General features: G+C 50.1%; 17 protein-coding genes. 8 read left to right on the top strand and 9 right to left on the bottom strand.

Going from position 1 to position 21625, the window contains the following annotated elements:
* Positions 1-16: 16 nt before the first annotated feature.
* Positions 17-601, top strand: a complete 585-nt coding sequence (locus KIS30_04920; GenBank protein MBX8646082.1) for a DUF835 domain-containing protein — start codon at positions 17-19, stop codon at positions 599-601.
* 3 nt (positions 602-604) lie between these two features.
* On the opposite strand, the gene KIS30_04915 is transcribed toward KIS30_04920, so the two are convergent.
* Positions 605-1672 (bottom strand): hypothetical protein, encoded by a 1068-nt coding sequence (locus KIS30_04915; protein ID MBX8646081.1) that lies wholly within the window; start codon positions 1670-1672, stop codon positions 605-607.
* A gap of 393 nt (positions 1673-2065) precedes the next feature.
* Between KIS30_04915 and KIS30_04910 the strand changes: the two genes are divergently transcribed.
* From KIS30_04910 to KIS30_04895, 4 genes are all read left to right on the top strand, one after another.
* The gene (locus tag KIS30_04910; protein ID MBX8646080.1) at positions 2066-2329 is read left to right on the top strand and encodes a hypothetical protein; all 264 of its coding nucleotides are present in this window, start codon (positions 2066-2068) and stop codon (positions 2327-2329) included.
* A 12-nt stretch (positions 2330-2341) separates the two neighbouring features.
* Complete coding sequence (locus KIS30_04905; protein MBX8646079.1) at positions 2342-2863, top strand: hypothetical protein; 522 nt, start codon at positions 2342-2344, stop codon at positions 2861-2863.
* Positions 2864-2933: 70 nt separating this feature from the next.
* The gene (locus KIS30_04900) at positions 2934-3389 is read left to right on the top strand and encodes an Lrp/AsnC family transcriptional regulator (GenBank protein ID MBX8646078.1); all 456 of its coding nucleotides are present in this window, start codon (positions 2934-2936) and stop codon (positions 3387-3389) included.
* A gap of 206 nt (positions 3390-3595) precedes the next feature.
* A complete protein-coding gene (locus KIS30_04895; GenBank protein MBX8646077.1) occupies positions 3596-6361 on the top strand; it encodes a hypothetical protein in 2766 nt (921 codons plus the stop codon).
* Between the two features lie 36 nt (positions 6362-6397).
* On the opposite strand, the gene amrB is transcribed toward KIS30_04895, so the two are convergent.
* From amrB to KIS30_04880, 3 genes are all read right to left on the bottom strand, one after another.
* Positions 6398-7216 (bottom strand): AmmeMemoRadiSam system protein B, encoded by an 819-nt coding sequence (gene amrB, locus KIS30_04890; protein ID MBX8646076.1) that lies wholly within the window; start codon positions 7214-7216, stop codon positions 6398-6400.
* Positions 7217-7305: 89 nt separating this feature from the next.
* The gene (gene rpsB / locus KIS30_04885; protein ID MBX8646075.1) at positions 7306-7923 is read right to left on the bottom strand and encodes a 30S ribosomal protein S2; all 618 of its coding nucleotides are present in this window, start codon (positions 7921-7923) and stop codon (positions 7306-7308) included.
* Between the two features lie 11 nt (positions 7924-7934).
* Positions 7935-8126, bottom strand: a complete 192-nt coding sequence (locus KIS30_04880) for a DNA-directed RNA polymerase subunit K (GenBank protein MBX8646074.1) — start codon at positions 8124-8126, stop codon at positions 7935-7937.
* Positions 8127-8462: 336 nt separating this feature from the next.
* Here KIS30_04880 and KIS30_04875 point away from each other — a divergent pair, with 336 nt between their 5' ends.
* Entirely contained in the window at positions 8463-9800 is a 1338-nt protein-coding gene (locus KIS30_04875; GenBank protein MBX8646073.1) for an acetyl ornithine aminotransferase family protein, read from the top strand.
* A 27-nt stretch (positions 9801-9827) separates the two neighbouring features.
* Here KIS30_04875 and KIS30_04870 read toward each other — a convergent pair whose 3' ends face one another.
* Positions 9828-10967, bottom strand: a complete 1140-nt coding sequence (locus KIS30_04870; GenBank protein ID MBX8646072.1) for an acyl-CoA dehydrogenase family protein — start codon at positions 10965-10967, stop codon at positions 9828-9830.
* Positions 10968-11397: 430 nt separating this feature from the next.
* On the opposite strand from KIS30_04870, the gene KIS30_04865 reads away from it, so the two are divergent.
* A complete protein-coding gene (locus tag KIS30_04865; GenBank protein ID MBX8646071.1) occupies positions 11398-12240 on the top strand; it encodes a sulfurtransferase in 843 nt (280 codons plus the stop codon).
* A gap of 7 nt (positions 12241-12247) precedes the next feature.
* Here the strand turns inward: KIS30_04865 and KIS30_04860 are convergent, their stop codons facing one another.
* The 3 genes from KIS30_04860 to KIS30_04850 form a co-directional block, all read right to left on the bottom strand.
* Positions 12248-12919, bottom strand: a complete 672-nt coding sequence (locus KIS30_04860; GenBank protein MBX8646070.1) for a hypothetical protein — start codon at positions 12917-12919, stop codon at positions 12248-12250.
* Between the two features lie 133 nt (positions 12920-13052).
* Complete coding sequence (locus KIS30_04855; protein ID MBX8646069.1) at positions 13053-17489, bottom strand: S8 family serine peptidase; 4437 nt, start codon at positions 17487-17489, stop codon at positions 13053-13055.
* 146 nt (positions 17490-17635) lie between these two features.
* Positions 17636-19654 (bottom strand): DUF835 domain-containing protein, encoded by a 2019-nt coding sequence (locus KIS30_04850; protein ID MBX8646068.1) that lies wholly within the window; start codon positions 19652-19654, stop codon positions 17636-17638.
* Positions 19655-20275: 621 nt separating this feature from the next.
* On the opposite strand from KIS30_04850, the gene KIS30_04845 reads away from it, so the two are divergent.
* Positions 20276-20773, top strand: coding sequence for a hypothetical protein (locus KIS30_04845; protein ID MBX8646067.1), 498 nt, complete (start codon positions 20276-20278; stop codon positions 20771-20773).
* A gap of 85 nt (positions 20774-20858) precedes the next feature.
* On the opposite strand, the gene KIS30_04840 is transcribed toward KIS30_04845, so the two are convergent.
* Positions 20859-21605: a gamma-glutamyl-gamma-aminobutyrate hydrolase family protein gene (locus tag KIS30_04840; protein ID MBX8646066.1), complete on the bottom strand. Its 747-nt coding sequence runs from the start codon at positions 21603-21605 to the stop codon at positions 20859-20861.
* Positions 21606-21625 lie beyond the last annotated feature (20 nt).

Genomic DNA, 21625 nt, shown 5'->3' with positions numbered 1-21625 from the left:
CAGCAACTGCAGTCTGATGGATCAGACTCACGAAAAAAGAATTCTGCTGGAAATAGACTCGCATCGAATCGTTTCCGGAGAAGTTTACATTATTGAAGAACCGAAACCGTCATTCTTCTTCGATATTTATGCCGAAACCTCGGTACAGGGTTTCAAGACGCTCCTTATCACGCGGGAATATCCGGAAAGGGTCAAATCCATCTACAACGGGAGCGGATCCAACGTCATCTGGCTGACACACGTTGTGGGCAGGGAGTGTATCGAACCAACCCAGACAAACCTGATACTGAAGAAGATCGTCTCATTTACCAAGGACAATTCGCCCTGCATAGTCATGCTTGACGGAGTAGAATACCTCATAAATCAGAATGGCTTCGATCTTGTTATGGGCTTTCTCAATCACATCCGTGATTTGCTCATAATCAGGGATTCGGTTCTTCTTGTCTCACTGGACACACATACGCTGGAGAAGAGAGAACTCGCGCTCCTTGAAAGAAACATGAACATAATCTCCGGAGTTCCCAACGGCAAGCCGGGTGCGGTTCTCGCCTTGGAATCCGGGGTCATAAAGATAATGAAAACACCGAATTCCAAGCGGTGAAATTCAGGATTCTTCTCTAGATTTTCTTCTGTAGAGGGCGACCGAGGCTATTGATATTACAGACAGAGCGGCGACCAGAGGAATAAGGCCTGAGGCTGCTCCGGAAACAGAGGACAGGAAGCCCGGAGAGGAAGCGGTTGAAAGTCTGATATCCGATATCTGACTTGGAGAACTGATCGCAACAAGCGTGTAACTCCCGATATGTGTTACATTGTAAGATGTTAAATTGCCCGGACCATTCATGAGTATAGATGTCAGACCTGCCTGATGGCTGATCCTTGCACCATTGACATACACATATGCCTGACTCGCAGTCAGGTTGTATATAGCCCCATCGAAGAGGAATACCATTGTTGCCGGACTGTTGACACCGCTGCCACCAACCGCCACATGAATATTGTTTCTTGCGGCACTGACGGAGGTCACGGCAATAGAGGGGACGGAGAAAGAAGACTCATAAGAGAATGAACTGCCGGATAGCGTTGCCGAAGCAACGTAGGAAACAACACCGCTCGCCATGCCCTGTGCTAGGTAGCTGAGTGCCGAGCTGAGAGCGCTGACGGTATTGGGCACCTGGAAAGAGGAGAGGAATGAATATGCAGGCAAGGCGGTCTGAATTTCATCATAACCTGAAATCCGGTTGAATGAAGTCGAGTTGAGACTGAGGTTTGAGCCGCCGGTCATGATGTAACCGGTCATATTCGCATTTGAATAAGTCACTGCGCTGAATCCCTTCTGTATCAACATGCCGGACTGGAGTTTGCCTGAAAATGTCATATTGTCTGAGAGAGACATCGTGGTGTATACGGTTTCATTGTTTGAGTAAAGCTGGATTATACCCTGAGGATCATCATGAATGATGAGCAGAAGGGAATTGGAATAGACATAGAATATGGGTCCCCTGACGCCGGGTGTTAATGAAGAGAGAGAAGCGGAAAGGAATGACATGGAACTGAACAACTGTGCCGAAAAACCCGAAATAGGACTCTGGTTCAGGTGGAAATTGAAAATCTCCGGCCCGTAGCCGCCATATCCAAGAACAAAATCAACATATTTTCCGTGCACAGACAAATTATTCTGTGAAAATGTAAACGGTGAAAAAAGAGTTGTAGAGGAATTTGTGCCGTAAAAGGACTCGTTTATAATCGACTGAAATCGGAAAGAGGTGTTTACAGAAAGAGTCTGTGGTGAAGATTGGATAGGAATCTGTGTACGAGGATGCATCTGGACGTGAACGGCGCTTGCGCCAAGCATGCACGAAATCGCTATCGCAAGAAGTAACATTCGTTTCTTTGTGCTCATTCCAATCACAACAGCTGATGCGGTCTTTTCATTTCGCAATAACACTATATAATTGTTTAGAAAAGGGATTCGGCTCGTGAATGCCTCACCCCGGATTCATGCAACAAAGAACAGTCCTTTAGCTTTAAAGTCAATGACTCACCTGTCCTGAACGGTGATCGGATGAATGGAATCGTGCTGTTTCTGACGTTTCTGGTGCTAGGCTTTTCGCTGATGCTGTTCATTGTATCGGTGATCAGCTTGCTGAGAGTGAAGAGTGCGAAAACGGCATTGCTCTCAGTGGCCTTTGGCTTCTACTTCCTGAAGGAAGTATTCATGCTCTATCTTGCGCTGACACAGGGCGCAGCGTACTCGTACTTCCTCTTACTGTCAGGTGTGCTTGACCTTGCAGTTCTGCTGTTCTTCTATGCTGCAGTATTCAAATAACGTGGGAAGCGGATGGAGAAGGATCCATTATCCCTGGAAACAAGACGCAGGATTTTTCAGTTTATCAGCGACAGACCTGGCACATATATCAGGGAGATAGAGAGAGAGCTGGCCATGCAATTCGGGCTCATACAATACCATCTTGGCATACTTGAAGACATGAAGCTTCTGACATCCGTAGATGACGGCTTCAGAAAGAGGTATTATGTTTCACACGAAGTCGGCAAAGTCGACAGGGAAATGCTCTCAGTCCTGAAGCTCAAGACGCCGAGGAGAATAGCAATATATCTGATACAGAACGGAAACAGCACGTTCGACGGCATACTTTCTCAGTTTGAATTTACAAAAAGTGCGCTCTCATTCCATATGAAGAAGCTTCTCATGTCCGGCATAGTCAGGGAGAACAGATCAGGCAGCGGGACGACATATGAAATCGCCGACGTGGATGAAGTTGTAAGAATAATCATCACTTACAGGTCGACCTTTCTTGACAATGTTGTCGACAGCTTTGTCGACTCCTGGCTGCAGATGTGAGGCGGGTTGCCTGCAGAACGGCAGCAGGTTTGAAGTGCAGCGGTGCATTTAGGATCTCAGGGTGCCAGAAATGTCGGCGTTCGAGCTTGACAGAACGGATCTGTCAATACTGCGCGTTTTGCAGGAGAATGCAAGGAAGAGCTACAGGGACATAGCAAGAGAGCTTGGCATGTCTCTCAATACTGTTTCATCAAGAGTGAAGAAGATGGAGGGGGAGGGAGTCATAACAGGATACTCCACAATTGTTGATCCATCGAAAACCGGATTTGACATGACAGCCATCATCGGCATCCAGATTTCAAAGGGGAAACTGATGGATGTTCAGAGAAAGATTGCCGCTGACAGGCACATTTCGGCAGTGTATGATGTGACTGGAGAATGGGATTCCATAATAATCGCAAGATTTGCAAGCAGGCATGATCTGAATGCATTCATCAAGAAAGTGGCAACGATGGAGTACATAGAGAGGACGTTGACACAGGTCGTCCTTAACACTGTCAAAGAGTCATATCTTCTGCCATTCTGAGCGCGATAACCTCCTCCGCCCCGATCAGCCTGGAACAGAAGCGTCAGGTGGACGTGTCATCGTACTCCGTCATTTCGGCTCGCATGCGTGTACCGATAATGCTTTATTCGGGCGTTTCTGAGAATCCACGTTCGATTTTTGTCTAGAAAGGTAATTAAAATCCAAAACTAGCGATAGGAGATTGAGAAAATACTCATGGTGCCAATATGAATAAATTAACAGCATGTATGATAGCGGCGCTTATTGTTGTCTCCGGTCTGCTGATCGTGTTTCCAACGGGAAATGCATCGGCAGCAACAGCATCGATGACGGCAAATAACGCTTACGGAACTGTACAATCGCGATTTACCGTTGATGGAGCTCTGTTTTACGGAGTTTACAGCGCACCTGCAAACACGCTGGTGACGATGTCGCTCGTGAACAAGACTGGCGGGCAGACTATCAGTACTCAGAATTTTATCACATCTTCCTCGGGGACATATCAGTCATGGGTTTCCGCCAATTTTCAATTCTTTGATCTGACTGGAGTGCCAATTGGCAACTACCTGCTGGAAGCATCGGTCGCAGGCACTCAGATCGCGAACACCAGCCTTGCAATATTCTATCCAGTGTACTCAACGTCCATAACCATGACGCTTCCTAGCTACAACACAGTGAACAAGTATGTTCTCAGTTCGAATGATGTCTATGCATATACGAAAACAGTGGACCAGTTCGGCAATCCCATGAGCGGTAACACAAGTGCTGGTCTTCAGACGTACTTCCTGACCATCCCGTCGAATTACTCAAGTGGTTACACCCAGTTTGTGGGATATTATTCACCCGATGATTTCGGCATCAGTCTCGTACACTTCCCCGCATCAAGCGTGTTCATAGGCCCGGGCCAGTATAATCTGACTGCATATTTTGCAGGCACACCGGCCGGTTCTTCGACAAGAAATCCGCAGACAGGTAACGGCGTGTATTTCATTATAAACAGCCAGGTGACAATATCACCCGCTTCAAGCAACAACGTATACGGCCAGGGACTTTTGCTCAAGTTCGGCGGGCAGTTCTCACCGTACGACGGCAATGTCAATGCCTCAATTGTCAGCATGCAGACAGGTATCGTCTACTTCAATCTGACAAACAGTGCTGTCAACGCAGGCAACTGGAACGCGTCGTACTATGTCAACTACAGCGTTCCTGACGGCCAGTACATATTCAACGTTTCCGAAGCATCCAACGGGTATCAGTTCTATTCAACTGTAATCTCCTTCCAGGCAATAACGATACAGGCACAGGCTAATGAGCAAACATACCTGCCGGGTGAGCCTGCGTCGATATACTATACAGTTACGAACACGTCGAATGACGCGCCTGTAGGCTCGGCGAGTGTCACATACACTCTGAACTACACCAACAGCGGAGGCAAGCAGTCCGAGAGCGGCGTTGTTTCCGGAGGTGTTCTGAATGTGCAGATACCTGCATCCGCGAATTTCAGGTCTGTTGTCAGCATCACACTGAGGGCCACTGACCAGTACGGTCACAGCTCGCAGACAACGGTAGATGTCGGTGTAAACAAGCTCGTCAGCGGCGTGGGGACATCCTCCATATCGTACACTCCGGGCGAGCCTGTGCTTGTAACCGTCTATGCATATGTCAACGGTTTCAGAGGATTCCAGTCCTCTCCTGTCTCCGGTGCGACTGTCTACGCGAACATATCGTTCTCTGGCAAGCAGCTTTCAGCCTACAGCCAGAAGGGGCTTTCAACAGACGGACAGGGACAGACTTCATTCGTTATTGTCTTCCCCTCCAATGCATCGCTTGGAACCTACAGCATCAACGCGAGCACGGGAGCGTTCGGCTGGAACAGCATATCCACAACATCGTTTGACCTGATAAAGCAGACACCCCAGTACACGCTTGTTGTTGTTCCGTCTCAGGTCGTATATGTCAGCGGCGGCCAGTTCAGCGCGGCCTGGCAGCTAGTGACAAACGGTAGTGCAGTCACCGGCGCAACAGCCTCGTATTCAGCGGCGATAAACGGCGGTGCGATAACAGCAGGAACCAGTTCGACAGGAACTATCGTCTTCCAGCTACCGCAGGGACAGTGGGGCACAATGAGCCTCAGTGTCATCGCGGCTGACGCGGCGGGAAACCAGGCTTCTACCACATTGTCTGTACAGGTGATGGAGGCAATGCTTGTACTCGGCACCAGTGTCCAGAACTATGAACCTTCGCAGAATGTGCAGGTTTCATACCATGTGATTGGACAGGGCTTCTCCTCACCAACCTACTACTACACAATAACCGACGCGGCGGGAAACATCGTAATGAGCGGAAGCACGCTGAAGACATCCTTTGTTTTCACTGTGCCCAAGACTCCTTCATTCAGCTACACATTCGAGGTTATAGCCGCAAACAGCACATCGGGAAGGACCGTGAGCGCATACAGTTCGGTGCAGCTGCTGACTGGTTTCCAGGTTTCATTTACCATCTCCAGTTCCAGCTACGTGACAGGAACATACGCATCGGGACAGCACATAACAGTATACTACCGCATCTCCACTTACCAGATGTCCTCCTCATCTCCTGTTTACACAATACAGATTCAGGTTTTGGGAATAGCGTCTTCCGTAGTCTCCTTCACAGTCACCTCCACCAGCGGCTCTCTCCAATACACCTTGCCGTCGAACCTGGGCAATGGCAATTACATCATGAGCGCTTTTGCTGTGGATGGCAGCGGTGGCATAAGCAGCGCCATTCAGAATTTCGCGGTATCCAACTCAGAGCCTGTATGGAATTACAACGTCGTGGGCGGTGTGAGCCTTGGCTCTGTGCTATGGGGACTGATAACACTCATAGCCGTAGGAATAGCGCTTATGGCGTACACGGGCCACAGACTGCACATGAAAGGCGGAGAAAAGAAGACTGACCAGAAGGAGCAGCAGCCGCCCGAGGGCAATGTAAAGGAAGAAGAGAAAAAATAATTCAGCGTACGGTGAGTCCCTGCAGGGACAGCGGACTCACTCTATTTTTATTGCGCAGTAGCCGACAACATCATTCATCTGCTGAACTTCGCCGGAGTGTCCGTAGGCAAGAACTGTCCCCCTGGTGCCTTTGCATGCATAGAGCATCGTCATCACCGGCCCGTATCCGCACATCGTTATATCCTCAGACCTTATGGTTTCATAAAGACCGGCGAAATCGAGTTTTACGATTCTGTCAATAGCAAGAGCATCCTTCTCTTTCGCGACTTCCTGCCTCACATAGTGTGAGAAATCCGATGACGCGACGATTACAGCGTCCCGTCCCTCAAGGGCGGTTGAGAGCCTTTTTCCCAGCATCACGGCACGTTCCGTATCCTGACGTCCCATGCACACAGGGATGAAACTTACGTCCTTCCTCATGAACTGAAGAAATGGCAGCTGAACCTCTATGGAATGCTCCGACGACTGGGACATATCGCTGAACATAACCTGACCGCCTGCCAGTTTTTCCGACAGCGCCAAATCAATCTTTGCGACGCCCAGCGGTGTCACATAGTCCTCGCCGGAGAGGGCAACAGCAGGGAATGTGCCATAGTGATTGGGACCGATGATCACGACGATGTCCGGGAGTCCGTCCTTCCAGAGGCTGAGATAAGCGTGAGCCGCAATGTCTCCGGAGTAGACATAGCCGGCATGCGGAACCACTATGCCCCTGATCCTTCTGGAACTGCCTTTATTGGATTGGGAAGGCAACTCTCCCGGTCCTCGCACGGAGAGAAAGCATCGCGCTATGCTCGCGCGAAGGATGCCCGGATCTTCATCATAAAATGAGCCGGCTACCGCGGGTTGCCTCATAGAGAAACAGATGACGTGATCCGGAATTAATTGTTTCGCTTCAACTTTAAATCAATACAGTATGAAGGAGCGGAAAAACCAGCCCGACATCAAATTGTAGCTTCATAGTCGTCGATTGTTGTCGTGAATTCCTCATCCGTCTTTATAACGCCACGCGCCTTGAGAACCTCGCGGGTGAGAAGCCAGTATATGCATGCAAGCGCCCTTCTTCCCTTGTTGTTTGTTGGTATAACCATATCCACATTTCTTGTCTCATTGTTTGCGTCGCAAAGACCCATGATCGGGATGTTTATATTTAGCGCTTCGTGCAGCGCCTGCTGATCTGCTGCAGGGTCGGTGACAAACAAAACGTCTGGCTCGGTGAATTCAGGAAGATTGGGATTCGTCATGGTGCCTGGAACAAACCTGCCTGGAAATGTCTTTGCACCAATTTTGTCGGCAAACATCTTTGAAGGTTTCTGGCCGTACTGTCTCGCAGAAACAACAAGTACGCTTGAAGGTTCGAATCGTGACAGGAATCCGGCAGCAATTCTTATCCTTGCATCAGTCTGTTTTACATCCAGGACGTAGAGGCCGTCGCTCCTGACCTTGAATATGAACGATTTCATGTCGGCGCTTTTCTGCTGTGTACCAATGTGCACACCGGATGTAAGGTACGTGTCTTCCGGTATCAGAAGTTCTGTTGCCTGCGTCTGTTCTCCAATCATAATTGCACTGCCTATGTATTCTGCTTTTTCCTTCTAACAGTCATCGGTATTAAGTCTTTGCTGAACTCGAGCATTGAAATGTCTACTGGATCAATCATCGTTTTCGGGACCTCGACAAGTATCGGCGCACCCATGGATATCTGTAGAGCCCTTGCGCCGATGATCCTCGCCCTCTCAAATCTGGTGTAAACTGGAGTATTCATAAAGATTCTCCCGGAGTGGAATGAACCGATTACAGCCTCCTTTTATAAGTATTTCGGCTGTCCGCCAACTCTGGAAGAGTCCGGAGACTGTGATACAGAATAGCAGCCAATATCACGCGGTATATCGCGGTGAATTACGATATTCGAATATTTTTATTTATTGAAGAACAGTATGAACAGGTTGGTGAAGTCTCGAAGCTTCAAGCACGATATAATGCGTTTTGTGCGCATTTTTATCCCAATTAGACTATCCCGCGCCGGGTGCCGGAGAATGATGCATTACTCATGTGTTAAAATACCCCTGATGCTAATTGACACAGAAACAGGTGAAACCAAATGTCGGAAGTACCTGATATCAGGGTGACTCCTCCGGGCCCTGCGGCAAAGGAGATTATTGCCAAAGACAGCACATATATTGCGACTACGACCAAGACTCTCCCCATCGTAGCACGGCGGGCAAAGGGCCTCGTTGTCGAAGACGTTGACGGCAACAAACTGCTGGATTTCTCCAGCGGAATAAGCGTCCTGAACGTTGGTCATTGCCATCCGAAGGTTGTCGAAGCCGTCACCAGACAGTCGCAGGAACTGATGCATTTCGCCGGCACTGACTTTTATTACGACATCCAGGCTTCCCTGGCCCAGAAACTTGCAGAGATTGCACCGGGTTCTATGCCTAAGAAGGTGTTTTTCAGCAATAGCGGCACAGAGTCCATAGAGGCAGCGATTAAAGTCGCAAGGTGGTCAACCGACAGAAGGAGGATGATTGCATTCATCGGAGCCTTTCACGGCAGAACTATGGGATCACTCTCGCTGACAGCTAGCAAGCCCGTGCAGAAAGAGCGTTTCTTTCCGACGCTTGATGGCGTCACGCACATACCGTTTGCCAACTGTTACAGATGCCCGTATCATCTCGAATATCCATCGTGCGATCTCTGGTGCGCCAAGACGCTCGAGGAAACATATTTCAGCACGTTTGTTCCACCGGACGAGGTGGCGGTTCTGTTCGGCGAGCCGGTACAGGGCGAAGGCGGCTACGTAGTCCCTCCCAGGGAATTCTATCCCACAATACACAAAATAATCAAAAAGCACGGCATACTGTTCGCAGACGACGAAGTACAGGCGGGGCTTGGAAGAACAGGAAGAATGTGGGGCATAGAGCACTGGGGCATTGAGCCGGACATCATGACGACATCGAAGTCACTGGGCTCAGGCATACCAATCGCGGCTACCGTTTTCAGGAGCGACCTTGACTTTGGAGTGGAGGGTGCTCATTCAAACACGTTCGGTGGCAATCTGGTGGGCTGCGCAGCATCACTCGCAACACTGGAAATAATCAGGGAAGAGCGGCTCGTCGAGCATGCAGGAAAAATGGGTGAATATTTCAAGAAGAGACTGGTGGAACTACAGGAAAAACACAGACTCATCGGCGATGTCAGAGGCCTTGGGCTAATGCTGGCGATTGAACTGGTGAAGGACAGAAAGACGAAGGCCTTTGCACAGGATGAGCGCGAGAAGATTGTGACGGAGGCGAGCAGGATGGGCCTCATACTGCTGGGATGCGGAAAATCGGGCATAAGGCTGATTCCGTCCCTCAACGTAAGCAGAGAGCAGATAGACGTTGCCGTCGAAATACTGGACAGAGCGATAAGCACAGCAGAAAGCAGTATGTCGTAAAGACGGGCAGACCAGTTAGCGCCGATGTCAGCGGAGCATCTTCCGTGATATGACCATGCGCTGTATTTCGCTTGTCCCTTCGTAGATTTCAGTCACTCTCGCATCCCTGTAGAACCGCTCGACCGGAGTACCGCGTATATAACCGATGCCGCCGTGTATCTGAACGGCCATGTCCGCTACTCTGTTGGCAGCTTCAGACGCATAGAGTTTTGCCATTGAAGCCTGCAGAGAATAATCCTTTCCCTGATCCTTGAGGAAGGCGGCTTTGTGAAGCAACAGTCTTCCCGCTTCCACCCATGTGGCCATATCGGCTATCATCCACTGAATCGCCTGGAATTCAGATATCTTCTTTCCGAACTGTTCCCTCTGCTTTGAATAGCTCACTGCGGCCTCCAGCGCGCCCTGAGCAATGCCGATGCTCTGGGCAGCAACGCCGATTCTTCCCGCATCGAGCGTCGACAGTGCAATCTTCATTCCCATTCCCTCTTCGCCGAGCAGATTTTCAGCAGGTATTTCAGCATTCTCGAACGTGATTGAAACCGTTCCGGAAGCGTTGAGACCCATCTTCTTTTCAGGGGGAGATACAGCCAGTCCGGTCGTATCCCTGTCGACAATGAACACGCTGAGGTTCTTCGTCCTGCCTGTCTCCCCAGTCCTGGCCATGACAAAGAATATGTCTGCTTTTTCACCGTTTGTAATGAACAGTTTTTCTCCATTCAGCAGATAGCTGTTTCCCCTTTTCGTCGCTGTCGTTCTCTCGTTTGAAACGTCCGAACCGGCGCTTGCTTCCGTTATGCAGTATGCACCGAGCTTTTTCCCCGACGCAAGGGCAGAAACATACTTCTTCCTCTGGGCGTCTGTACCGTACCTGAAAAACGGATAAATCACGAGCGAATTGTGAACCGACACTATGATCGCTACTGATGCGCTTACTCGTGCAAGCTCCTCCACGGCGAGAGAATAGCTTACAGTATCGAGGTTGCTGCCGCCAAACTCTTCGGGAACCTGCATCCCCATCAGGCCCAGGGAGGCCATCCTGGGAATCAGCTCGACCGGGAAACGCATTTCTTCCTCAATCGCAGAGGCAATGGGAAGCACTTCGTTTTCAGCGAAATTTCTCACTGTCGACTGAATCAGAATCTGTTCTTCATTGAGGTCAAAGTTCATCCTGCCACCCGTAGTCAAAAAGGACAGCCCGGATAAAAGAGTACTCCATCACCTTGCAACGGGCAGCACGGCTCAAATCCGGGCGCATGCAGGCGTGCAGCCTGTTCAGGGCCAGCCCTGTTTTACCTTGTCCGGATATTTTTCCTTAAAGTGTGCGTAACAGTCATCATCACAGAACAGAGGGACATTTACATTTTCCGCTTCCGGATTGAATCCGATCCTCAGTTCACAGTAGGAACAGTGCATTACGTGCTTGTCGTCTGCCAACTTTTACACCTGTCCCCATCTATCCTCTGCTGATAATTATGCCTTTCTCCAGTCGGGGAGAGTACAGCCGTGTGCGGGCGCTTCGTGATCGGCGCAGGCTGTAATTCCACCAGTTAAACAATCTTAAAATATTACGCCGTTATACAAACCGGAAGGAATTAACATGGAGTATGCAAACAAGGATGTGCTGGTAAGCACGGAATGGGTAGAGAAGCATCTCAATAACGCAGGTGTGAGAATCGTAGAAGTTGATTACGATCCTGCACCGAACTACAATCAGGGGCACATACCAGGAAGCGTGCTCTTCGACTGGAGAAAGGACCTTAACAATCAGCTGACGAGGGACATACTGACCAGGAAACAGCTTGAGGAGCTTTTCGCCAGCGCTGGAATAGACGGAAGCACGACAATTGTGCTGTACGGCGATTACAACAACTGGTTTGCGGCCTACGCGTTCTGGGACTTCAAATACTACGGCGTCGAGCACGTAAAACTGATGAACGGAGGAAGAAAGAAGTGGCTCGCGGAAGACAGGCCTGTCACGAAGGACGTGCCGTCGTATCCGCGAACGTCGTTTAGCGCTCACGATCCTGATCCGAAAATCAGAGCCTTTGTCGGTGATGTGAGAAAAGCGACAGGGCAGCAGAACTGGGCGCTTGTTGACGTGAGGAGTCCTGCAGAATACACTGGCCAGATACTTGCTCCGCCTGAATACCCCAACGAGGGCGCCCAGAGAGGCGGACACATTCCCGGGGCTGCGAACATTCCCTGGTCGCAGGCAGTTAACGAGGACGGGACATTCAAGAGCGCTGATGAACTCAAGAAACTGTACGAGTCCAAAGGCATCACCAGCAACAAGAATATCATAACATACTGCAGGATTGGGGAGAGATCTTCGCACACTTGGTTCGTGCTCCGCTACCTTCTGGGTTACGGAAATGTCTGGAATTACGACGGCTCATGGTCCGAATGGGGAAACTCGGTGGGCATACCGATAGAAAAATGAATCCGATTCAGGACTTCACGAGAACAAAGTGAAACAGATTATCAATTTTTTTCCTTTCTATTATTTTGTTCCCCGTCTCGTCGGACCAGCGTATCATTTCAATTGGGGAAGTCACGTCATCGGTCACGAGGTGTATCACATAGCCTGCACCCTTTCCTGAAAACTCGCCGTTGAGGCGGGTCAGTACTGCGTTGCATTCGGTGCCTATTTCCACCATGTCTGCATCCGGAAGCGCCGCGAAGCAGTTCAGGTGCAGGGATGATATCTTTGCCTCGAACCGCGCATGGGCATCAGCCCCTTTCACGAGACGGAGCAGAGCGTCACCTGGTACGGAAGGGCTAACGACGACGAGCCAGCCAATGTCGTATATAGATGACGGTGTCAGAGCTCCAGGCGAAAGAGAGGTATTGACGCTGACAATTCTGCAGTCGAACGGGGCCCGGAGAGAGCCGAAATATTTCACACTCTCGATCGTCGCAAGACTTTTTCCAAGTTCCACGAAACTGCCCTTGTTCTTGAGCGACAGTCTGGCATTCTTTCCCGCGGTCCAGAGCACCGCGGAAGTCATGCCGACAACATAGTTTTCACCATCCTGCCTGAACCAGAGTTCTGCATCATCGGCATACAGCAAATCGTCGGGAAACAGGCAACCGTTGCATTCCAGACAGAACATCTCCATTACAAGTTAAACACTACTCTCTGTAAAAATTTGCGGTATCGGAAAACTGCCTACATTCTGCATACAAGCACGACCGGCCGCATCAGCCAGGGCTGTCGCTGAGCCGGAAAAACGCCGCACCAAATTATCGAACTCATACAGGAGGTTTCCTTCTCATGCGATCGAGGAACAAGCCGATGAGCATGCCTGCAACAAACAACACGATCATGATAACGCCGGCCAGCGGTGAGATGCTCACAAGTGCAGCGCCTGCAGTCTCCGCGGGCGTGGAAAGTACGGTGAAGCTGCACGTGGATATGGTCGAAGTTCCGTCCGTACTCGCTACGACGTATGTGAGATGGTATGTCCCTTTTGTCAGCCTGCTGAGAGTGTACGATGACATTCCTGTGACATTGTAAGATGTGTTCGTGGCCTGGCCGGCTACATGGAGAATAGCAGACGATATGTAATCGCCGGAATAATATAAGCCGACTGTGACACTGTTTGTTGAATTGAAGACTTTGCCATTGTAGGGGGAGGTTATCGCAGCATCTGGTCTGAACTGAGGGGCTGAATAGAGCAGGAGAGCGGACGATGCAGAGACGCCGTTATAATTCACGGCGGTAAGCGAGACGGTCATTGCTCCGTAACCAAACGAGGAAGCATTGAATGTAAACGACGTCAGACCACGGACATTGTACGACAGTTGATTGATCCTCAGCGTTTCGGAAAGGAGATATTGTGACTGGGTTATAGTAAAATCAATCGTTGTCTGCCCTGATACGTAAGAACCAGAGGCAGGAGAAGAGAAGGACACTGTCGGGCCGGGATTGGTGCCGTTGCCGATTACATAAAACGCATAATCGACATTATATGAAAAACCGTACGAGTCGTTAAAGATGACGGCGAGAAGATGCGGTCCAATGGAGAGACCCGACAGGGGGAATGACCACATGAAACTGTTCTGTCCGGTGGAGGGGAGAGGAACGCTGACATGCGCTCCACCGTCGACTGAGTATGACAGCGCAGTAATGTTGTTATATACACTGAAAGGCGAAAAAACCGGCAGTTCAACGAAGAAATTGCCATAGGCGCCGCTCGTTCCGATGAACGGCGTATACAGAACGGATCCTGAACTCAGCTGGATTGTTGTGTAGGCGGTGCCGAATGCCTGACCAAGGAACAGCACTACAGAAGTGCTGTCGTTAGTGAGCACGGGAAGATTCGTGGAGGGTGTGAGTATAGATTCCGATGGATAACTGTCGTTGAACGCCTGTATCAGGAGTGTTCCCTGCGACGCCTGGGATGCACTTGATACACTGTAGTTTATTGTGAGCGCAGCAATGCCGGAAGCGTTGGTGATTGTCTCTGTTCCATGAACAGGAATGGGAGAGAACGGCGGCGACTGAAGATTCGGTGATGCAATGTCCACAGGCACGAACGCGGCCGGAACGCCGTTCCAGTATGTAACACGGACGTACATGGTGTACTGATCGCCTACTCCGGCGACCGATGGTGCAATTATAGTGTTATTGGCGCCATTGCCGGTGTAGCCCGCCGTACGGCCAAACAGACTGCCTTCGGTGGAGGAGAAGGCATTGAGTGACTGTATGTTCAGACGTGGCGTGACTGTGAGATTCGTGACATTGGCGAGTCCACGGTATGATGCATGTATGGTGTAATTCTCAGGCTGTGGAACGTTCCATGTCTCCACATACGCTATGCCTGAAAGATTGGTGAAGCTGAGCGATCTCATGGGTGTGTAATTGAGGGATGCAAGAGCCTGGTAATATGGATTTGAGTAAGCCGGCGGCGAGGAGAAGTGCGGCTCATGAGGCGTTACAGCGATGACCATAGCGTTATACACCGGAACAGGAACGGAAGTGGGCGTGGCTCTGTAGGTCACAAACACTTTGACCGTATTGGGCATTAGACTCCCCAGTGCCGGATAGTTCGGACTCAGGAAACCGTTGAAGAAATCAAATCCGCCCATAACTGAACGGCCGACTCCAAGCACAGTAACGGAGATGGACCCGGACGAAAGATTCTGCTCAGAAATCCAGATTGACTGGAAGCCGGAAACTGAAGATGCCGGCAGGACGCTGTAAAGAGAAAGATCTCCGTGCAGTCCGGAGGCAGAAAACGAGAAAGTTCCCGTTGCGTTTGTTTTGTTTTCACTGTAGTTTGTCACACCCGCAGATGATGTGAATGTCATGTTGACGGTGGCGCCTGAAACCGGAGCGCCGGTGAAATTCACCAGCTTGAAAACGTAGTTCCTGTCGCCTGGAAGCGTCGTTGGCGTTGTGCCGTTGAATTTGACATAGAGCCGGCTGGAAGAAAGCAGCGTCGATGCATCGAATACCATGTTTGCCACATCGGGGACACCCCATCCTGCCAGCAGGTTCCAGCCTGGCAGCGGTGCGGTGTATGCCACTGGCCAGTTCTGGCCGCCGGGCCATCCCAGCCCGCCGGCGCTTGCCTGGATATCCCACGGATTGCTTCCTGAACCAATCTGGGTGTATGGTCGTAGAGTGAGGTGCGGATCATTACCAAGATTGTACAGCAATGGCTGTGCGAGGCCGAGATAATAACTGGAACGGTTCGTGGAGTTGCCGGCGGTGGAATTGAGATACGCATCAAGCAGCGCGAATTCGCCGGCGATTGTGGGGCATGCAAAACTAGTGCCCCCCCAGAAGAAATTCCATGCACCGTCAAAATAGACGGTCTGGTTGAAATCGGCTTCCGCAGATATGTCCGGCACCATCCTGCGACCGGTGTATGGCACCGCCTTTCCGTGCTGCCACCACGGCTGTTCAAACCAGTAGCTCAGGCCAATTCCACCTGAGGCAAAATCTGGTGAAGAACCGGTAAGACCCGGCGAGTACCAGTAAGAGTTCGCTGTGACATTGCCGGCAGTGCTGGCATTAAGTGTGTAGTTGGGAAACCATGTTGGATAAGAGGATGCTTCGCTGAAACCGAACGGAGCGACAGTCGCGTTTACCAGAAATTGGGGTGGAGAGGGGAAGGAGACACCGCTCGCGTTGGACAAGGTTGTCCGGACGCCGCCGACGGCAACAACGTATGGAGAGGAGGCTGGAATCGATGTGGACAGCAGTCCTGAAAAGGAATCGTATCCGCCCTGATCGCCGGATGAAGCGAGTATCGTTGATCCCATGCTTGTGAGTTCCATGAAATAATTCTCGAGTGCATTGGCGCTCTGCCAGGATGGGCCGTAGAGATTCCACCATGTATCCTCTGAGCCGCCCCAGCTGTTTGTTATGACATTTGGCAGCGGGCTTATGGTAGTGAGCTTCGCATACGCGCTGACAAGCGATGCAGTGCTGAGACTCGGACCATACACGGCGTCGATGTGCGCAGCGGGGGCCATCGTTGCCGAATACTCAATATCCAGTGTAAATTCAAACGCGTCGCCTCCTGTCTGAAGACGTGTGCCGGGAAGCGTTGCATTTACTGCACCGCCGTTAACAGGGTATGGTGTAAGGCGATTGAGTATCTGGTTGGAGGTGTTGAACACCATTTTTGAATAAGCCGAAAGATCGGACGGATTGTACCCGCCAGCCATCACCACAGCAATCGTTGTTCCCTGTCCTCTGTCACCGAGCGTGTACAAAGGCGTCGCGTTATAAGCCTCGCCAAGTACTGACGGGTTCAGGAACTGCCACTGGCCGTACGGGAATGATGCGCCCGTGTAAAGAAAACCGGGTTTCGTGAAGTTGACCGCCCTGCTCATGTTTGAGAATATGGATGTTCCGGAGGAGAATGACGCAGATGATGTTACACTGCCGCCGCCGTAGGAGAAGAACGGGGCATGAACCAGTCCTGTATGTATCTTGACAATGCTGGTGAGGCCGTTTATGGAGGAAATCGAGGAAGAGATTGGCGCAGGCAGGGACAACTGACGTATGTTTGAGTAAACCATCGAACCGTTGCTCAGCCTGAAAAAGCCTATCTGTGTTTTCAGCGCATTGCCCACAGTGCCGGCGTTGGCTCTGAACGCGAGGGTCATTGTAGTGCCTGTAGCAACCTGTGTGAAACCCGCGGCAGTGAAATAGGACAGCGTTTCATCATACACTTGTGGCGTTGGACCGAATGACTGCTGGAACTGCTTGAGTGTGAGAAAGTGATGATATAACGGAGATCCGGGCGTTTGCTGCTCGTTGATTAAAGTCGCAAGCTGTTGCGCGTTGCGAATTTTGAAGCTTACCGTCATGTACATCGGCATTGAGCCTGGAACTGAGCCGACGAGGGTGGAACCTTTCAGCATCGCCAGCTCAGTTGGTCCTGATGAGACATATGGGCCCTGAGCGAGCTGTGCTTCGCTCAACAGTCCAGATGAAGCATTCGGGCGGACTGTTAGATGTGCCTGCATGAAATAAACGGAAAGTCCCGACAGTATAACGGCGGCTGCGACGACCACTGTTGCGTACCGCCATGATGCGCTCGCAGTCTGCGGCTGCAATCTCCTGGATTTGAGAGTGCAGGAAAGAGCGCTTCCCCGTCTGGCCCGATACGGAACACGGGAATGTTGCTCAGAAGAGATGGCTGGCGAGGCTGTGTTCCTGCGAGGCATGAAGCACATTACGCCCGCAAAGAACCGAGTTGCAAACACACCAACAATACTCAATCACATTCCTCTGAAGCGGTGTTAGGACCACTGCAGTAAAATGAATGGATTACACCATATTTATCTTTGATCGGTTACGATGTTGTGAAATCCTACTCTATTGTTCTGTCCACTTCTCTTCTGAGGAGACTCACTTCGCTGTCCTTTATAGCATGCTGATTTATCGATATTATGAGGATGGAGCTGTTAACTGCCGTTGCATCTCTAAGGAATTGCAACAGCTTGAGTACACTGATGAAACCGTTGTTTGTTATGAGATATTCCAGCCCGTCTATCATTATGATGCACTGTGATGCATTCAGGGCTTCGTTGCATTGAAGAGTAATTTTTTCAAGATCTTTTGGTCTTATCGAATTCTGGCTCCCGATATTGGAGAGCCATATCACGGTTGCGCCCGCGAGATCGTGCTTCCGGGAGAGCTTGTCCGGGTATTCACGCGTGAAGCATATGCCCCTGAGTCCCTTCTTCAGGGCGACCTCGAACAGGGAGATGGACTTTTCTGCAGTCTCCTCGAAGACTGCATACGTGCAACCATACTCGAACACGGCCTCTGCGGCAAAGTTTCGAGCGCCACCAACGGATGAGGGAGCGTTTGTGCCTGTCGTCCCACCCGGAGGTCCCGATAAGGAAACGGCGCCGGATGCAGATGCAGAGCCTGATGCAGCAAGTATTTGCGAAACCGGACGTGCAGATGCATTCAGGCTTTCATCGTTGGTGTTGCCTGAGGAGTCGTTCTTTCCGTGAGTGCTCCTGGACCTGTTCCTTCTGAAATAAAGCATGGAGGCGACCACTTCCACCTGCACCAGAATGATGACTATAATGAGGAAATAAATGAGTCCCTGCGGTTGTGAAAAAATGTTGCCCGGTGTTGCCTTCACAGTCAAAAAAGTAGCGTTTACTGTGACGTTTCCGCCGGAAACAGTAACTGTTCCGGAGCCGTTGAGTATCCTGTAACCGCTCTGGAGATTTATTGAATAATTGTAAGATCCTTCAGGTTCGTTAAATGCGATAACCGTCCGGTTTGATTCCTGACTAACGCCGTCGAGTGTCACAGTCCACTTTGCACCAATCGGCAGACCGTTTTCCCTGAAGAAGACAGTGTAGTTGAGCAGTGTGAAAATCAAAGTCATTGAGGACGCGTTGCCTGAAACTCTAAAACTTCCTGAGGAAGGTGTCACGGCGAAGCGAGGAACTTGAAGAACCGTGAAATTGTACGTGCCATTTGACAGACTCACTGAAATGGAGGATGACTCGGACGTGTGATTCACGCCGTTTATCGAGACGCCCCACAGCTGCGGTAACGAAAGCCCTCTTTCATTGAAAATGACGCCGTAAACCGCCACTGTAAACGTCAGAGAGACATTCCTGGCACTGCCGTTGATCGTTACATTGGACTGATAAGGGTCGATGTGGTAGCCGGGAACGCTTCCAATGATCATATCGTAAGTGCCGTTAACTACCAGGTATCGTGTATAATTAGTTGACAGCAATCTGACCATACCGGAGAGGTTGACAGACCATTGTGTTCCGGCCGGTAGCCCTTTCTCCGTCACGTTGACAACATACTCCCTCAAAAGTTTCACATTCAGGTACGAACTGAAACCTGAAACTATAGAAATCTGACTGGAGTAATTTCTGTATCCGGGGAGGGAAACATTGACCCAGTATGTTCCCTGACCAATGGTGAGATTGAAGAGACCGTCATGAATGGAAGTGACAGCGCTTCCATTAACAGTGACAGTGGCATTAGCCGGACTTACCGATCCGTTCAGCCACCCGAAATGAGGGTACTTCACAAAATATGAAGAATCGGAAGAGCCGCCTGTGTCCAGAGCTAAAGTGAATGGCGTTGCTGAGGAAAAACCATTCAACCAAATAAAATATTCAACAAAAATACTTGCATTATTACCCATTACCGTCTCGGGCATTTTTCCGCTCAGATTGACAATCATGTTGGCAATAGATGTATTCGCGAGATTTAAACGAGAATTCTGGAACGAACCAATATATGCAAAGCTCTTGCTGGAGTTATTCCACGAATAAGCGCTTGCGTTGAGCGTGACGGTTCCAATACCGGAAGTGCCGGCTGTGTGGTTAATGCCAACACTCAATGACCAATTACCAGCCGGAATCGTAGTGTTCGGGTGAAATGGAGTGATCCAGCCAAATGCGGAAGTGCTATTTGGTGGCGATATCGAAGATGTCTGCTGATTCGCCTGGTTCTCACCCGGATGGAACAGAGCAAAACCTGATGTTGCAACAGATAGATTGAGTGATATCTCAGTCTGATTTCTGGGAACGATCAAAGAAGGAGTCTTGGAAAGAACCCACACAGGTGTCGGGAAGAGCTTTGAATTATTCGACGTAAGATAAACAGAATTAGTCAGTGAATCGACTCCACTTGCAGAGTTTGACGGTACCGCTGACGCTGTTTTATTCACATGATTCGCAGGTTGTCCGCCGTAATAAAAAGCTCCGCTGACTATCAATAGCGAAATGACGATTACCACGGCTGTTTTTTGACCTCGGCGCATCGTTTGCTTAAGTCCATTGATAGGTATATTTAAAAGACTTTGTTCAAGATTTTGTGCAGTAGCACCAGCATCTTCGCCGTCAGATGTTCCATAATAGCCACAGATTGCCGCTTTGGTTCTGGACTGAAGCAATCCGTTTCGGCCTCAGGTCTGACTTTAGGAAAACGGATTTATCAGGAGTGTTATATCCGCCACCATATGAAGACCAAGCAAGAGAGCAAACTGAATGTGACAATCAGAAGGGAGAGAGAGCCGGTACTGTTTCCCTTTACAGACTACTTTCAGGGATTCGATAAAGTCGAAGCCGTAAGGAAGATTTTTGGAGCGGAAACGGAAAAGGTGCTGGCTGACCTGAAGGTTGAGTTCTTTTCATCCCGATGGGGGTATATGAGCACTAGCGACGTTGACGGCCATCTCATTATAAGCTCACATCATCTGAAGAACAGCAAATTCGAGATTGTCTACCTCGATGTGATACACGAGCTGTTCCATGTCAAGCAGTTCATGGACGGAAGAGTGCTTTTCGACCACCGCTACGACTATGTGGACAGCCCCATTGAAATAGAAGCATACAAAGCCACTGTCGATGAGGCCAAAAGAATCGGAATGTCCAGAGAAGAAATAAAGGAATACCTGAAAGTCGACTGGATAAACGAGCAGGAACTTGAGACGCTGGCAAAAAACGTCGGCTTATAGTCTGATGAACCGCGAAGGAGTTAGGAATGCGGCCACAGGAGAACGTGCGCGGATGGGCGCATTCTTTTTGTCCTGTGCCGGCTGTTTATTTCTTTGATGCAGAATATGCTGATGATTCAGACACAAATGCTTTGAAGAGCCTGTGGTCGTCGTCACTCTCTGCAGCCAGTTCCTCCGGATGCCACTGGACAGCCAGCATGAACGACGGCCCGGGACGCTCGATTGCCTCTACGATGCCGTCCTCAGCAAGAGCCGAAACAATCCAGCCGTCCGGTATCTGCAAAACAGCCTGATGATGGATGGAATTCACGTTCCTCGTCTCTCTCCCCTGAATAGCATATAGCCTGGTCCCCGGCTTTATTCTGATTGAATGGGATGGATGATGTCTGTCCTCAACCTGCCTGTGACTGATAGCAGGATGTGTGCCATTTGCTTTCATTGAATGCAGACTGATGTCCTGTATCAAGGTGCCACCGGCAAATACATTCAATGATTGTATTCCCCTGCATATACCGAACACAGGCACTCCTTTTTCCCGGACGCGGTTGAATATGACTCTCTCTGTGCTGTCCCTGATTTCCTCGACAGATGCCGGATCCGTGCCGTTGATTTCTTCGCCGTAATGTTTGGGATGCACATCTCCGCCTCCGGTAAAGAGAATGCCATCGCACATTTCGACTAGTTCTGCAGCCGCATCTACATTGGGAAGCGGGACAGGAACACCGCCGGCGCTTTCCACCGCATTCAGATAGCTGCGGTTGACATAATCATATGGCGATCCGTTCCTTACTGAGTGAGACATGGTTATTCCGATGAGCGGCAATTTTTCCATTACAGCGGGAAAAGACCAGG

This window comes from Candidatus Sysuiplasma acidicola, assembly GCA_019721035.1.
In the GTDB taxonomy this organism is placed as follows: domain Archaea; phylum Thermoplasmatota; class Thermoplasmata; order Sysuiplasmatales; family Sysuiplasmataceae; genus Sysuiplasma; species Sysuiplasma acidicola.
Note: the sequence above shows the minus strand (reverse complement) of the source record. Positions and strands in the feature narration are given on the sequence as shown.